Origin of the sequence: Larkinella fluvii, assembly GCF_051857545.1 — a bacterium.
Taxonomy (GTDB): Bacteria; Bacteroidota; Bacteroidia; order Cytophagales; family Spirosomataceae; genus Larkinella.
This window is the reverse complement of the sequence record NZ_JBPZHB010000004.1, coordinates 576,001-590,851: the sequence shown is the minus strand read 5'-3', so window position 1 is coordinate 590,851 and position 14,851 is coordinate 576,001. Positions and strand designations below refer to the sequence as shown.

The window sequence follows — 14,851 nt, the reverse complement described above, 5'->3', positions numbered from 1 at the left end:
CGTAAACTGAAAACCGTAAACCATAAACTAATCAAGTCTATGCGTAAAGAATTTTCTGCTGCGATGGAACGGATTGCTGCGGCTGATGAGAAAATCATCTTCATCACGGGCGACCTGGGATATAACGCGCTTGAAAACGTGGCCGCCATCATGGGGCCGCGCTTCATCAATGCGGGGGTGGCCGAACAGAACATGGTCGGCGTGGCCGCCGGAATGGCTTACAAAGGGTATAAAGTGTTCTGTTACAGCATCGCGCCGTTTGCGGTGTATCGTTGTCTCGAACAGTTCCGCAACGATGCCTGCCTGCACAATTTGCCGGTATTTCTGGTTGGCAACGGCGGGGGCTACGGCTATGGCATCATGGGCTCCACGCACCACGCCATCGAAGATCTGGCCTGTCTGAGCGGTTTGCAGAACGTAAAAACCTGGATTCCGGCCTTTGCCGACGAGATCGATTCGATTGTTGATAGCATCGTCTCCGAAGGTCGCCCGGCCTATTTGCGGCTCGGCGCCGGAGCGAAAACCCCCGAAGGCAGCGAAACCACCGGATCGTTCAAGAAAGTGGTGAGCAGCGAAAATCCGAAAGGAACCGTTGTGGCCCTGGGGCCGGTTGCCGCCAATGTGCTGAAAGCCCTGCAAACGTCCGATGCTCTGGGCAACCAGTTCGACGTCTATACCGCCCTGAATCTGCCACTGGACTTGCCGACGGGCTTGGGCCAGCAATGGGCGGATGCGAAAAATCTGCTGATTGTGGAAGAACACGTCAGCATCGGCGGTCTGGCCCAGCAGTTGTCGGTCAAGCTGCTCGAAAACGGCCTTTCGTTCCGGCAGTTTGTCAGTTTGTCGGCGCAGGGTTATCCCGACGGTTTGTATGGCGATCAGAGCTATCACCAGCAGCAATCCGGCCTGGATACGACGTCTATTCAGGAAAAACTGGCGGCTTTTTTGTGATACGATCGTTACACAGGGTTGATCAGAGAACATCAGAGGGAATCAGAGAGGATTTGTTGAGTTGACCGTATGGAATCGAAAACACAAACGGGAGCGGTTCAGGAAATCCGACCAAAAGCGGTTTCTCAACGATCCGTCTTAATGGGCGGGCTGGTATTGCTGATCCCAATCCTGGTCTATTTTTGGGTATTCAGCCGGTATGCCATCAATGTTCCGAAGTTTGAAGACCACATTTTGAAGACCTTTCTCTTCAATCTGAAGCAAGCCGACACGGTGCGCAACACGGTATACGAATTTTTCCGGCAACACAACGAGCACCGCATCGTCTACGACCGGCTGATCACCTGGCTGGACTTTAACCTCACCGGTAAGCTGAACTACATCCACCTCATGGTGGTGGGAAGCCTCAGTCTGGTTGTACTACTGATGGTGTTTGTCAAGGCCTTGCGAAAGGCCGATGCGCCTGTCTGGATGGCCCTGCCGGTTTCGCTGCTGCTTTTCAACCTGTCCCACTGGGAAAATATGTTCTGGGGCATGGCGGCCCTGCAAAATTTCACGGTGGTTGTGCTCGCCATTGCCGCCTTCTCCGATCTGGCGTTTAAAAACCGGGTGAGCTGGGTGGCCATTCTGCTGGCCGTTGCGGCCACGATCACCAGCGGCAATGGCCTGTTGATCTGGCCCGTGGGTCTGGTGATGATTTTTCTGCGTCAGGATTACGTGGGCGTTCTGCGCTGGCTGGCCGCACTGGCCGTCACCTTCCGGCTCTATTTTCTGAGCTACCAAAAACCGCCCGGCAATCCCGCCGATCAGGGCACGTTGCTGGATCAAATTCACGGCTGGTTTCTCTTCAATGGGGCTTCCGCCGAGGCTTTCCCGATTCAGAATTTCATGCTTACCTGCCTGATTCTGGGCGTTGCGGTGGTCGGACTGGCCGTGTGGATGGGCTTTTCCATGCTTTGGCAACGCTTTCGCGGGGTTAAACTGAGCCCGTGGCAGTTGTTTTTTTTGGGTGGTATGGCCTTTCTGGTCGGAACGGGCCTCATCGTGGCATTCAACCGTGTGGGATTTGGCCTGGGCACGCTCACGACCAGTCGTTACAAAATTTACTCCTTAACGCTACTGGCGTTTCTGTTTTCGTTCTGGATCGCCAACGCCCGCCCTTCACGCCGGTTTCTGACGGCGGGTGTAGCTTCCGGTTTCAGTCTGCTGATCGCTTTTTTTTCTTATACGACCTATTTAGACGAAACCGTCAATTTGCGCAACTACCTGGCCACCATGCAATTCAACTGGACGTATACCCAAAATCGGCCGGTTTCAACTATCGATGCCCAAACCCGCGAATGGGTCGATAACGCTCCGGCTTTTTACGATGCGCAGTTGTCGGCTCTCTATCAGGAGTCCAAACCGGCTGCCGTGATCCGACTGGATACGCTTTTCAAATCCGGCAACGAGTTTGTGATTCGAGTTGACTCCTTTCCGGCGCTGGGAATTCGCGACCAAGGCGCGTACCTGATTGTGCGGTCGCCCCGCCGAATTTATCTTTTTCCAACCCGTCAGAATCTTTCCGGCAGTCGCAAGCGATGGATTAAACCGGCGGCCACGTTCGGCTCCGGTTTTACGGCGCAATTTCTCGAAGCCGAACTGGAAGCGGGTACGTATGACCTCCAGATTCTGGCCGTCGGCCCCGATTCGGAGTGGCGGTTTTATAGCACCGGACGCCAGGTTGTTTCGACTGGAAAACCGCTGGAATCCTTTAAGAAAAACTGGTAGTATGCAGGTATTCCGCAAATCGATCACGCTATTTTTACTGCTGACGCCGGTTTTTCTGGTTGGCGCAACGGTTTTAAAATACGCCATCGACCTTCCGTACTGGGATGATTACCTGGTTCAGACGCATTTGATTTCCCTGAAAAGCGACACAGGAACCCTCCGCAAACTCAGTCGGCTGTTCGACCAGCACTGGGAACACCGGATTGTATGGACCCGCAGCATTTTCTTTCTGTATTTCAAACTCACTGGTCAACTCAACTACTATAACCTCACGCTGGTCGGGTTCAGCGGTCTGGTGGTTTTGCTGGGGGTGTTGTACGCGGTTTTCCGGAAAACCCGCCTGCCGCTGTATTACTTTTTGCCGGTTCCGTTCCTGCTGTTCACGCTGCAATCGCACGAGAACCTGATCTGGGCGATGGCTTCCATCCAGAATTTTTACATCCTGGTTTTCGCGCTGAGTGCCTTTTATCTACTCGCCTATCCATCGCGCCGGGCCTTTGGTGCGGCTTTGTGCGTCGCCACGCTTGCCAGCTTTACCAGCGGAAACGGTTTTCTTATTTTTCTGATCGGTGCGATGCTGCTGTTCGGGCAGCGGCACTTCCGCCGGGGGGCGCTCTGGCTGGTGGTCGGTTTGGCGTGTGTGGTCATCTACTTTTACAGCTACAACCGCATCACCTTTTTCCCTTCGCCCTATCTCTACGGTTTCGGGCAGTGGATCAAAGCTTTTTTTGTGTTCGTCGGTGGGTTTGTCGACACCTATCCGTATCCCAAACCCGTCGCCATTGGCTATGACAACCCGATCTGGCTGACCATTCTGGTGGGCGTTCTGTTTATCGGGTTTGCAGGCTGGCAACTGATCCGGCTTTTGCTGACGTTTTTTCTGACCAACCGCCGTTCAATCCCGGCGATGCCCTGGTTCTGGCCCGCTTTTTTTGGCGGCAGTTTGCTGTTTCTGCTGGCGACGGATGCCATGACAGTGTACGCCCGCGTGGGTTTCGGCGGAGCGGGGTATATGCTCCAGAGCCGCTACAAAATCTATTCGGGGCTGTTCATCAGCCTCTGTTACCTGTATGCCCTCTGGATGTATCAGAAGCAGGACTGGCTGCGGTTTGTCTGGGCCGTTGCGCTGGTGGTGACCGTGCCGATCAGCCTGTATGCGGATTATCAATGTCTGGAAGGCATCATCAACCAGCGCCGGAAAACCGTGGCATCGTACCTGACCTGGCGGCTGCAAACCCCGGTTCTTGAGCAACGGGCGTTTGAGTCGGTATATCACCCCCATACATTTTCTGATTCTTACCTTACTGCCGTACAAACCGCTCCAAAGGATACCACGGCGGTTTTCGATCGCATCAACGAAGCGCATTTTTTCCTGAACGTTTTCAAAAAGAATGTCGCGAACCCCACCCTGGAACGACCCGAAAATGGTTCTTATATCGTGCTGCTGGGGGCTGACAGCAGTTACGTCTATCCGGCCCGGCCTCTTCGCCCCTATTCGTTACCGGAGTCGGACCTGAAATCCGGCAAAACCGGCTATTTTAGCCCGGCGTTTCTGGCGCAGGTTCCGAAAGAAGCTACCAGACCGGGTACGTACCGAATGGCCCTGCTGACCAACCACAACGACTCGCTGCGGCTGGAAATGAGCCCGGTATTATTTCGTCACACCACTACGTATTAACCCATGTCCCTTTTGACACCAGCGACCGAATCCCCATCGAAAGAGAAACTTTACCTCGTTCAGTTAGACGGACTGCGGTTTCTGGCCGTCACCCTGGTGATGCTCGATCATTGGCTGGGCGAGAAAAACAGCCTGCCGCTGGGGTATTTTGGCGTCAACCTGTTTTTCGTTTTGAGCGGTTTTCTGATCACCCGCATCCTGATTCACAGCAAGCAGGCGGATGACCGGCTTCAGCGGACGCACGGGTATTCGCTGCGGCAGTTTTTCATCCGGCGGAGTTTGCGGATTTTTCCCATTTACTACCTGACCATCATTATTCTGGCAATCGTTGGCTTTCAGGCTGCCCGGGAGAATTTCGTCTGGTTTATGACCTACACGCAAAACTTCTGGATCATCATTCACCAGACCTGGTTTGGCGCGCTGGATCACCTCTGGTCGCTGGCGGTGGAAGAGCAGTATTACATCTTTTTCCCATTTCTGGTGCTGTTCCTGCCGCTGCGCCGGTTGCCGGTGGTGTTGGCAACGCTGGTGGGGCTGGCCTTCGTGTTGCGGGTGTACCTGTTTGCGACGGGAGCGCCCTGGATGGTGCAGTTCGTTTTCATGCCCGCGTGTCTGGATGCCTTCGGCCTGGGCGGTGTGCTGGCTTTTCTGATGGTTTTCCGCCGGGAGTTGTTCAACAAACTGGTTGGCAACACGGGTTTTCTGCTGGCAAGCCTGTTTCTGTACGCCCTGAATGTGTATCTGATGTCGACGACCTCGCCCTCCCGGAACGTTTATACGGACGTTTTCGACCGGTTTTTCACCTCTATGTTCTGCTTTTTCATCATTGGAAGAAGCGTTTTAGGATACGGTGGTCTGGCCAAATGGATGCTCGAACACCCGGTAAGCAACTACCTGGGCCGGATCAGCTACGGATTGTACTTATTTCATAATCTGGTTTTCAATTATTACCACACACCACCCGATTTCATCACCGTTCGGGCCTGGAACCGGGTTCTGCGGGAGATGCCCTTTCTGGTCGATACAGGCGCTGATACGACACTTAAATTCCTGTTTTTTTACGGGATTACGGTACTGTTAGCCACCGTTTCCTGGTATGTGGTCGAAAAACCGTTCAATGCCTTGAAGGACCGCTTTTCGTATTGATTTTTTGGAAACGAGCCCGTTGAATAAATCTAAGTGCGGGGGTAGGACAATTCCTACTTCTGATTTCCTTATCTTTGCCTAATTAATTTCGTCAAACCGGCAATTCGAACGCATTTGGTCAACGTTGCCACTTATAAGTCTGCTACCAGCTAATGAGTTTACACCTATCAATAGTAATGCCGGCCTACAACGAGGAAGAGTGTATCCACGAGGTAGTAGAAACCTGGGTCGATCTGCTTACCCGGCAATTTCCAACTGAAAATACGCGTCTGATTGTGATCAACGACGGTTCCAAAGACCGCACCGGTGCCATCCTGGATTCGCTGAAACCCAAATATCCGACCAAACTGGAGGTTGTTCATACGCCCAATGGCGGACACGGCAATGCCGTCGTTCGGGGCTACCGCCACGCCGTCGCCATGGGATCGGAATACGTGTTTCAAACCGACAGTGACGACCAGTTTGTCACTGACGATTTTGCCAAGCTGTGGGCCAAGCGCCATGAGTCCCATTTCATTCTGGGCTACCGCCAGATTCGTTTCGATGCCCCCGCCAGGCTGGTCATTACCCGGATTCTGAAATTCAGCCTCTTTCTGATTTACGGAACCTACATCAAAGACAGCAACATTCCGTTCCGGCTCATCAACGGAGCCTACCTCAAAAAACTGCTGGAACAACTGCCCGACCCGACGCCCTTCGCCCCCAACATCTTCCTGGCCGTCATGGCGCGGAAAGCCGGTCAGAAAACCTTCGACATTCCCATCGTTCACAAAGAACGACTGACGGGTACGGTTTCCATTTTACGCTGGAAACTGATCAAAGTCTGTTTGCAAAGCTTCCGGGAACTGGCCGAATTTCGCCTGGATCTGGGCGCGAAAGTGAAAGCCCTGAAAGCCGTGGATGTGAAACAGCCCGTTAAACTGTAAGCAATCCCCAGCCAGGAATGCGCCCGGTCGCCCCTGATGACGCAGATTGAACGGATCCCACAGATTTTATCTGCGAAAATCCGCCCGATCTGCGTCATTGTTTTTTTATCTTTACCACCCGTATGGCCCCGAATTGAAGTACATGACCAAAAAGCAGCTCTGGATTGGCATTGGTATTTTGGCGCTGATTCTCGGCGGCTACTTCGGGTACCGCTGGTGGAAAGCGCCCGCCCGTTCGACCTGGATGCTGATTCCGTCGGATGCGCTGCTTGTTCTGGAAAGTGCGACCTTGCAGGATACGCTGTCCAAACAGGCCCGGCTAAACGAAATGGCCCTTCAGACTACCCCGGTTTTTCAGGAAGCCGCCTACAGCCTCGAAAAATTCGTCTGGGCACCCCTCGACACCGCCAGCGCCATTCAGTTTCTGAACGACAAACCGATCTGGTATTCGCTGCATCCCACGTCCAAAGACCGGCTGGGGTTTATCTTTTACATTCCCATTCGTTCACTGCAGGATCAACCATTTGTTAACCGCATCCTGAATCCCGACGCCAACCGCTTCCGGGTGCTCAGCCATCCGTATGAAGACACCCGGATTCATGAACTGCTCACCGTCCGCAACGAGTCCCTCGGATCATTTGTGGTGCTGGACGATTACCTGATCGGCAGTCCTTCCACGATTCTGATGGAAAGCGTCGTCCGGCGCATGAAACAACCGTTTACCGAGACGCCCCTGCAACGGGCCGACGTGTCGCTGATCCGGCCGGGCAATCTGGCGGGCATTTACGTACGCAGTTCGGTGTTGTCGGCCATACTTTCGCCGAAGGAAGAAAGCACCGATTACCAGTCCAAATACATCAAAGCCCTGTTGCCCACGGAGTTGCTAACCCGGTTTCGGCAGTCGGCTTCCCGCTCCCACCTCATTGGCCTGTCGACGGACGACATCGGTTCCAAAAGCGCCCTGGCCAATCTCTTCGACCGGCAAACGCCTTTCCGAATCAACTGCGGTGCGCTGATTCCCGACCAGACGACCACGCTTTTTCATTTCAGCCTGAGCGACGGCCCCCGGTTTGGCAAAGCCCTGACGGCGTTTATCAACTCGGAAGACGAAGACGACACCCGCGAGGGTCGACGGAAACTCCGGCCCTTGTTGCAGAACGAGGAAAACGGCATTTATAAATACGTCGGCAACGAAATGGCGCTGCTTCGGCTCGATGCCCCCAGCGCCGACCGACGGCTGGTAATGCTGATTCACTCGCCCAATGTCGATCGTTTGTGGGATCGCTACCAGCTCGCAGCCCTGCTGGCTTCCGGCACCGACCGTATTTCGAGTTCCAAACCGTTCCTGCGCTATCGGATTTCGTCCATCGAAGCCCCGAACCTTCCCGCTTTTCTGTTTGGCGGTTTGTTTCGCGGTTTCGAGCAAAACTGGCTGGCTCAGGTGGGTGATTATCTCGTGATTGCGAACGGGCAGGGCGTTTTGCAGGAATACCTGCAATCCGTGGAGCAGCGAACGGTCTGGTCGGAATCGTTCCGCCAGCGGGATTTACTGACCCAGACGCTGCGCCCCGCCAACTTTACGGCCTACACCCGTTTCAGCCGGGCGGGTGAATCGGTAACCGCCAACTGGCCGCAATCCTGGCAACAATTGCTGAACCATGACGAAACGGCACTGGACAACGTTGAGAACCTCATTTACCAAAGTACCTACGGACGGGAGCGGATTTATTCGACGCTCATTCTGGGCCACACGACCCGGCGCGCCAGCGAAGCGGTTTTGAACCGGATTTTTCTACAGCGAAAAATTGCCCTCAATGCACCCCTGCTGAGCCAGCCAATGGTGATCGGCGACTTTGTCGGCAGCTCTGGAGCCATATGGGCGGTCGATCAATCCCAGCAATTTCTGCTCATTACCCCCGAAGGCGAAAAACATCCGATGGGTTCGGTCAATGGCCCGGTGATCAGTCCGATGGTGCCGGTCGATTATCTGAGCAACGGCCGATTGCAATACGCGTTTGCAACGGCCCGTTCCCTGTACATTGCCGACCCGGTGAATGGCCTGGCCAAATTGCAATCCATCCCACTGCCGGAAGGCCTTGAACCTCGGACAATGATGGCCCCCCGGCGCGATCAAAACCGCTTCCTGATTCTGCTGATGCTCCATACGAACGGCAGTGTATACGGTTTTGACCGGCAGCGGAAGCAGTTTGTCCGCCAATTTCCGGTGAACAATGCCGCCGGAGAGAGCGTGTCGGCTTTTCACGCAGCCGTTCGCAACCAGGCCCTTTCGGTGGCTTCGGTTCAGAAAGACGGCAAACTGTTTTACTGGAACGAAAATGGCGGTTTTGTCCCCGGTTTTCCACTTGATTTAAAAGCGGAACTAACCGGACCGGTCTGGCTGGAAGGTGGAACTCCGACCACCCTCACCACCCTGACGCGGCAAGGTGAACTGCTCAGTATTTCGGCCGATGGAAAGGTTCTGGAACGAAATCAACTGGTCCGGCCCATCCGGCGGGGTTCTTTCCGGCTGCTGCCCGAAGTGAATCAGAACGGGTATGTGTTGCTTCGGACGTCGGATACCGAAGCGGCCATTCTCGATCGAAAAGGCAATTCGTTGTTTGAGGTGCGGGGATTGCGACCGGGGCAGACGACCATCCGATACCACATTCTGGGTTCCGGTGTCAATCTGATCAGCGTAAAATCCGGTAATTTTACCACGATTTACGACCTCGCGGGCCGTCCGGTAGGTGACCGACCCATTCCGGGGAATTTCCCGGTGGAGTTGCAGTTTTCGGCTACCCGTAATAAATTATTTGTCTACAGTACTGACAACAAAGCCGTTCAGATCTGGTCGGTGAAGTTGCGTTAAGCAGGAGTCTATGAACATTGGCGTGATTGCCCGGTATTTGATTTTACTCGTTGGAATTCTCGTATACGTCGGGAGTTGTCATTCGGATGTTATGAATTCGGCCCAGAAAGAAGGACTGATTCCCGACGATTACCGCTTCGGTGATCTCTACCGGATGGCGAATTTACCCCAGTTTAAAGCCGAACAGATTCCCTGTCCGCCCGCCTACCCGGCCAATGGACCACGGAAACCCATCCATTTGTACATCATTGGCGATAGTTTTTCTGAACCCCCACGCGTTACGCTGAACGACTTCCCGATTGAATACTTTCACCGCACCAAGTGGGACACGCACCACCGGGTTCAGTTGGATACGACCAAAACCAACATCCTGATCATCGAATCCGTTGAGCGCCATTTCCGGGATCAGTTTGGGAAACACATCGACGAACTGACGGTGGTATCAGACACCACCCAAGCCGAACCGACGCCCGAAAACCGCATGACCTGGCAAAGCATTACGAAGGAAATGGAAACGTTTTTTTCGCGGGATGCTGTCGAAGCCCGGCTGGAAACCATCCTGTTCTTTTCGGACTGGGCGCTGTGGTTCAAGGAATTGAAAGCCTGGCTGACGCTGGATTGGTTCGGCCGCGTAAATCCCAAAACGACCCTATCGCCTGACGGAAAGCACCTGTTGTATTACCTCGATACGGATACATCGCTGACGAACTCATCGTTCAGGCCCCTGCCCGACACGCTCCTGAACCGGTATATCGATACGATCAATGTGGTGGCCGACCGGTACCGGAAAGCCGGTTTTGATCAGGTGTTTTTGTCCGTTATTCCGAACAAGACCAGCATTTACGCACCGGGCATGGGACCGCTGCCCTACAATCACCTCATCGAACGCGTTCAGCAAAATCCCCGGCTCGCCATTCCCGCGATCGATGTCTATACGCCTTATACGGCCAGTTCGGTTCCGCTGTATGAAACCAGCGATGCGCACTGGAATTGCGCCGGTCGGGAAATCTGGATGCGGGAAGTAACAAAAAAGCTTACCACGGTTAAGTGATAAGCTTCGTATTGTAGGACGTAGCGGGCTCGAACCGCTGACCTCCGCCCTGTCAAGGCGGCGCTCTGAACCAACTGAGCTAACATCCTGTCGTCGTTTCAGGCCACAAAATTAGGAGATTTCTTCGGTTTCCAAACGAACGCGGTAAACTTTTTGTGAAGGAATTCGCCACAGCAGCAGTAATCCGGCCACAAAAAGCACCAACAACGCCAAAACACTGTTGCGCATACTCCCCGTAATCTGCTCGATGAGTCCGTACATCAGCGTCCCGATCACGATGGACAATTTATCCGTTACATCGTAAAAACTGAAATACGAAGCCGTATCCTGCGTACCATCCGGGATGAGTTTGGAATACGTCGCCCGCGACAACGCCTGAATGCCGCCCATCACCAACCCGACCACCACGGCCAGCGCATAGAACTGGTTTTCGCTCATTACGTAATACGCCCCGACGCAAATCCCGATCCAGACCGTTACGGCCATCATCAGCGCGTAAATGTTGCCAAATCGCCCCGACAAACGGGCAAACAGAATGGCCCCCGGAATGGCGATCAATTGAATGAGCAGAATGGTGATGATGAGACTTTGGGCGGGCAACTTCAGTTCGTCACTGCCGAAGATGGTAGCGATGTACATCACCGTCTGGACGGCCATGTTGTAGATAAAAAATGCCAGCAAAAACCGTTTCAACAGCGTTTGCGTCTGCACCTGTGCATACACTTTCTTTAATTCCCGAAAACCGTTAAAAATCCAGTTGCCCGAGGTTTCGGTGCGAATCCGGCGCTCGGCGTTTGGTAAATACCGAAATGAAAGCTGCGCAAACCCGAACCACCAGACGCCCACCGTCAGGAACGAAATCCGGGAAGCCATCGCGCTGGACAGTCCGCCGTACCACTGCGGAAACAAAATCATGGTCAGGTTGAACACCATCAACAACACACTCCCGATATACCCCATCGTAAAACCGCGTGCGCTGACCCGGTCAATCTGGTCTTCGGTCACGATTTCAGGCAGGTATGAATTGTAGAAAACAATGCTGCCGCCCCAACCGACCAAACTGAGAATAAAACAAAAAACCGCAAAGGTCGTCGTCTCCTGCGTGAAGAAATACAGCAGCGCACAACTGATGGAACCCAGAATGCAAAAGAACTTCATGAACGACTTTTTCTGACCGCTGTAATCGGCCAGGGCGGACGAAAAAGGGCTTAAGAGTGCAATCAGGAGAAAGGAAACCGAAACGGAGTACGAAAAAAGGACTGAGTTTTTTACCGGAAATCCCAGAAAATCAATGACGTTGCCACCCGCTTCGTTCAAAGCCGTCGCGCTGAAGTAGACCGGAAAAATACTGGAAACGATGACCAGCGAATGCACGGAATTCGCCCAGTCATACAGACACCAGGCGTTGACAATACGGGGGTTGTTTTTCATAAAAAGGGAGGAAGGCGTATTGATGTAACCGAATACAATCGTCCGTAAAAATAAACGGAAATTTGGTGTCGTCAATAATCCTTTCGTGGATAAAAACCGGTCTGGCTAAACTTCTACCCGACAAACCGGGTTAAATTGACAACCTAACCGTGCTTTCGAGCCACGCCCGCATGAACCGACTTGCCCAAGAAAGTAGCCCCTATCTCCTGCAACACGCCCACAACCCGGTCGACTGGTTTCCCTGGGGACCCGAAGCGCTGCAAAAAGCACAGCAGGAGAACAAACCAATTCTGGTGAGCATTGGGTATTCGGCCTGCCACTGGTGCCACGTCATGGAACGAGAATCGTTTGAGAATGAGTCGGTTGCTTCGGTCATGAACCAGAATTTTGTGTGCATTAAAGTGGATCGGGAGGAGCGCCCCGATGTCGATGCCATTTACATGGATGCCGTTCAGGCTATGGGGGTGCAGGGCGGCTGGCCCCTGAATGTGTTCCTGATGCCCGACGCCAAACCGTTCTACGGTCTGACGTATCTACCGGCCCGTCAGTGGGTGAACCTGCTGACCAGTGTGCGCTCGGCATTTGCCGAACACCCGGACCAGTTGGCCGAGTCGGCCGAGGGTTTTGCCAAACAACTGAACATGAGCGTCACGGAACAGTATTACCTGACCGATGCTGCACCGGCCTTTACGCGGGAGTTGCTCGAAGCGATGTATCAAAAATTGGCCGGATCATTCGATTCGGTGAAAGGCGGCCCGCGTCGGGCACCCAAATTTCCGATGCCGAGCATCTACGGTTTTCTGCTGCGGTATTACCACGTTACGAAAAACGAAGAGACTCTGAACCACATTCGCCGGACGCTCGATTTTATGGCATTGGGCGGGATTTACGACCAGATCGGGGGCGGATTTTCCCGTTACTCCGTTGATGATCAATGGTTTGCTCCTCACTTCGAGAAAATGCTGTATGACAACGGCCAGTTGGTAACACTTTACTCCGAAGCCTACAGCCTGACCCAAAGCCCCTTGTATCGCCAGACGGTTTTTCAGACGATTGCCTTTCTCCAGCGGGAATTGACCAGTCCGGAAGGCGGTTTTTATTCGGCACTGGATGCCGACAGCGAAGGGGTTGAAGGCAAGTTTTACACCTGGACAACCGCCGAATTGCAGGCGATTCTGGAAGACGATTTCAACTGGTTTAGTGAATTATACCACATTGCGTCCGAGGGCAACTGGGAAGAACACGCGGGCGTCGGGCGAAACATTCTACACCGCGTGGTGCTGGACGACGATTTTGCCCGGATGCAGGGATGGTCTCAGGCGGAATTAGCCGACAAACTTTCCGTAGCGCACCAGAAATTGATGACCGTTCGGGACCAGCGCGTCCGACCCGGTTTGGACGACAAGATTCTGTGTTCCTGGAACGGCCTGATGTTAAAAGGACTGGTGATGGCCTACCGGGTTTTCGGGGAAGCCTCCTTCCTGGATCTGGCCGAACGAAACGCCCGGTTCATTCAGGAAAAACTGACCCATCCGGAAACCGGTCAGCTCTGGCACAGTTACAAATCCGGGGTGAGAGATCAGGAAGGTGTCGCAACAATTACGGCCTATCTGGAAGATTACGCGGCTGTTATCGACGGTCTTCTGGCACTCTACCAAGCTACGTTCAAGGAACAATACCTGCTCGAAGCCGACCGGCTCGCTCGCTATACCCTCGATCATTTCTGGGACGAAGAAGATCATCTGTTCTTTTTCACCGACCAGGCAGCAGAACCGTTGATTGCCCGAAAAAAGGAGGTTTTCGATAACGTCATCCCGGCGTCCAACTCCATGATGGCACACAATCTTTACGCCCTCAGTCTGTTGCTGGAACGTGCGGTCGATGGCGCTCCGGCTTATACGGATCTGCTCGCGGCCATGCTGGGGCGGGTGCAACCTCTGCTGCAACAAAACGCCGATTACCTGACGCACTGGGCCGCGCTTTACGCGATGCGGGTGCAGCCAACCGCCGAACTAGCCCTGGTGGGGCCAGATGCGGAGCAGTTCCGTCGCGAAATCGACCAGCGGTTTTACCCCAATAAAATTCTGGCTGGAACCCTGACGGAAAGTGATCTCCCGCTGCTGGAGAACCGGACAACGGTAAATGGGAAAACCGCCATTTACGTCTGTTACAACCGCAGTTGCCAATTGCCGGTAACGAGTGTGGAAGCTGCATTGAGCAGTCTGGAGAACGAATAGCGGGACTTTAGCTTGTTGCCCCGTTCCTTTAAAGGGCAGTGCTGTTAAGTGCTTCCGCTTGTTGCCCCTAAATCCCCTAAAGGGGACTTTAGCATCCGGATTTGAAAGTCCCCTTTAGGGGATTTAGGGGCAACAAGCATCCTAATGGCAACGAATTGGGAAGCGTTTTAACCGCCAATCAGGACGGTGGGGAGGCCGAGCACGATGGTGCCGCCGTGGGCCGTCGTATCGCCTACGCGGGCGGCTGGTTTTCCAGCAATCAAAACCGTTGCCGATCCTTTGATGATGGAATCCGGAGGGCCTGCACAAGTACACAAATCACCAACACAGGCAGCGGGCTGACCACCAATCAGGACGACAGACTGACCGGGCGGCAGAATGGGGCCACCCACGTGGGGGACGGTGCCCGTTACCATAGGGCAAACGTGCAGATCTCCGACCCGGGCGGCTGGCAATCCCATTTGATTAAATCACTTTGATTAGCTTAAGTACCATGTACACACCATTGGGGCAGGCAGCTCCTTTTTTGTGGCTGAAGATGGTTTTGGAGTTGATGACGCCCAGATTTTTAGAACGCACCTGTTCCCGGCCCAGGGTGGTGAGTCCCAGTCCAACCAGCAGGTAAAAACCGGCTAACATCAATCGATTTCTGAATATCTTTTTCATCGTATCAGGTCAACTTTTTTCTCCCCAATCAAAATCAGGATCAAAACCGGTGGAGAGCGGACAATCCGTTTCAATGCTCAAAATTACACGGTTGTTCGGAAAGAATAGTGCGTAGTTTCCCCTGTT

General features: G+C 53.6%; 11 protein-coding genes and 1 tRNA gene. 8 read left to right on the top strand and 4 right to left on the bottom strand.

The features are described from left to right. The first annotated feature begins 39 nt into the window (after nt 1-39). From ACS5NO_RS12980 to ACS5NO_RS12950, 7 genes are all read left to right on the top strand, one after another. Complete coding sequence (locus ACS5NO_RS12980; protein ID WP_439415544.1) at nt 40-951, top strand: transketolase family protein; 912 nt, start codon at nt 40-42, stop codon at nt 949-951. 69 nt (nt 952-1,020) lie between these two features. Next, nucleotides 1,021-2,721, top strand: a complete 1,701-nt coding sequence (locus tag ACS5NO_RS12975; RefSeq protein WP_439415543.1) for a hypothetical protein — start codon at nt 1,021-1,023, stop codon at nt 2,719-2,721. Next, nucleotides 2,609-4,399, top strand: a complete 1,791-nt coding sequence (locus tag ACS5NO_RS12970; protein WP_439415542.1) for a hypothetical protein — start codon at nt 2,609-2,611, stop codon at nt 4,397-4,399. Before ACS5NO_RS12975 ends, ACS5NO_RS12970 begins: the two co-directional genes overlap by 113 nt. A 3-nt stretch (nt 4,400-4,402) precedes the next feature. Further along, nucleotides 4,403-5,545, top strand: coding sequence for an acyltransferase family protein (locus ACS5NO_RS12965; protein WP_439415541.1), 1,143 nt, complete (start codon nt 4,403-4,405; stop codon nt 5,543-5,545). A 152-nt stretch (nt 5,546-5,697) separates the two neighbouring features. Beyond that, nucleotides 5,698-6,471: a glycosyltransferase family 2 protein gene (locus ACS5NO_RS12960; protein WP_150874905.1), complete on the top strand. Its 774-nt coding sequence runs from the start codon at nt 5,698-5,700 to the stop codon at nt 6,469-6,471. 97 nt (nt 6,472-6,568) lie between these two features. Continuing rightward, nucleotides 6,569-9,340 carry a hypothetical protein gene (locus ACS5NO_RS12955; RefSeq protein ID WP_439415540.1) on the top strand — a complete coding sequence of 924 codons (2,772 nt, stop codon included), beginning with the start codon at nt 6,569-6,571 and terminating at the stop codon, nt 9,338-9,340. Between the two features lie 10 nt (nt 9,341-9,350). Further along, nucleotides 9,351-10,391, top strand: coding sequence for an alginate O-acetyltransferase AlgX-related protein (locus ACS5NO_RS12950; RefSeq protein ID WP_439415539.1), 1,041 nt, complete (start codon nt 9,351-9,353; stop codon nt 10,389-10,391). Between the two features lie 14 nt (nt 10,392-10,405). On the opposite strand, the gene ACS5NO_RS12945 is transcribed toward ACS5NO_RS12950, so the two are convergent. Both ACS5NO_RS12945 and ACS5NO_RS12940 read right to left on the bottom strand, forming a co-directional pair. After that, nucleotides 10,406-10,480 (bottom strand) — tRNA-Val (locus ACS5NO_RS12945). Nucleotides 10,481-10,502: 22 nt separating this feature from the next. Then, nucleotides 10,503-11,822, bottom strand: coding sequence for an MFS transporter (locus ACS5NO_RS12940; protein WP_439415538.1), 1,320 nt, complete (start codon nt 11,820-11,822; stop codon nt 10,503-10,505). 170 nt (nt 11,823-11,992) lie between these two features. Here ACS5NO_RS12940 and ACS5NO_RS12935 point away from each other — a divergent pair, with 170 nt between their 5' ends. Continuing rightward, nucleotides 11,993-14,059 (top strand): thioredoxin domain-containing protein, encoded by a 2,067-nt coding sequence (locus ACS5NO_RS12935; RefSeq protein ID WP_439415537.1) that lies wholly within the window; start codon nt 11,993-11,995, stop codon nt 14,057-14,059. Nucleotides 14,060-14,226: 167 nt separating this feature from the next. Here the strand turns inward: ACS5NO_RS12935 and ACS5NO_RS12930 are convergent, their stop codons facing one another. After that, the gene (locus ACS5NO_RS12930) at nt 14,227-14,520 is read right to left on the bottom strand and encodes a PAAR domain-containing protein (RefSeq protein ID WP_439415536.1); all 294 of its coding nucleotides are present in this window, start codon (nt 14,518-14,520) and stop codon (nt 14,227-14,229) included. 4 nt (nt 14,521-14,524) lie between these two features. Next, on the bottom strand, nt 14,525-14,725 hold the full coding sequence (locus ACS5NO_RS12925) for a hypothetical protein (RefSeq protein WP_439415535.1): 201 nt from the start codon (nt 14,723-14,725) through the stop codon (nt 14,525-14,527). Nucleotides 14,726-14,851 lie beyond the last annotated feature (126 nt).

Coding starts and splice junctions, on each gene's coding strand:
- ACS5NO_RS12975 (WP_439415543.1), top strand. CDS start 1,021: ATGGAATCGAAAACACAAACGGGAGCGGTTCAGGAAATCCGACCAAAA.
- ACS5NO_RS12940 (WP_439415538.1), bottom strand. CDS start 11,822: ATGAAAAACAACCCCCGTATTGTCAACGCCTGGTGTCTGTATGACTGG.
- ACS5NO_RS12965 (WP_439415541.1), top strand. CDS start 4,403: ATGTCCCTTTTGACACCAGCGACCGAATCCCCATCGAAAGAGAAACTT.
- ACS5NO_RS12970 (WP_439415542.1), top strand. CDS start 2,609: ATGACCTCCAGATTCTGGCCGTCGGCCCCGATTCGGAGTGGCGGTTTT.
- ACS5NO_RS12980 (WP_439415544.1), top strand. CDS start 40: ATGCGTAAAGAATTTTCTGCTGCGATGGAACGGATTGCTGCGGCTGAT.
- ACS5NO_RS12935 (WP_439415537.1), top strand. CDS start 11,993: ATGAACCGACTTGCCCAAGAAAGTAGCCCCTATCTCCTGCAACACGCC.
- ACS5NO_RS12960 (WP_150874905.1), top strand. CDS start 5,698: ATGAGTTTACACCTATCAATAGTAATGCCGGCCTACAACGAGGAAGAG.
- ACS5NO_RS12950 (WP_439415539.1), top strand. CDS start 9,351: ATGAACATTGGCGTGATTGCCCGGTATTTGATTTTACTCGTTGGAATT.
- ACS5NO_RS12930 (WP_439415536.1), bottom strand. CDS start 14,520: ATGGGATTGCCAGCCGCCCGGGTCGGAGATCTGCACGTTTGCCCTATG.
- ACS5NO_RS12925 (WP_439415535.1), bottom strand. CDS start 14,725: ATGAAAAAGATATTCAGAAATCGATTGATGTTAGCCGGTTTTTACCTG.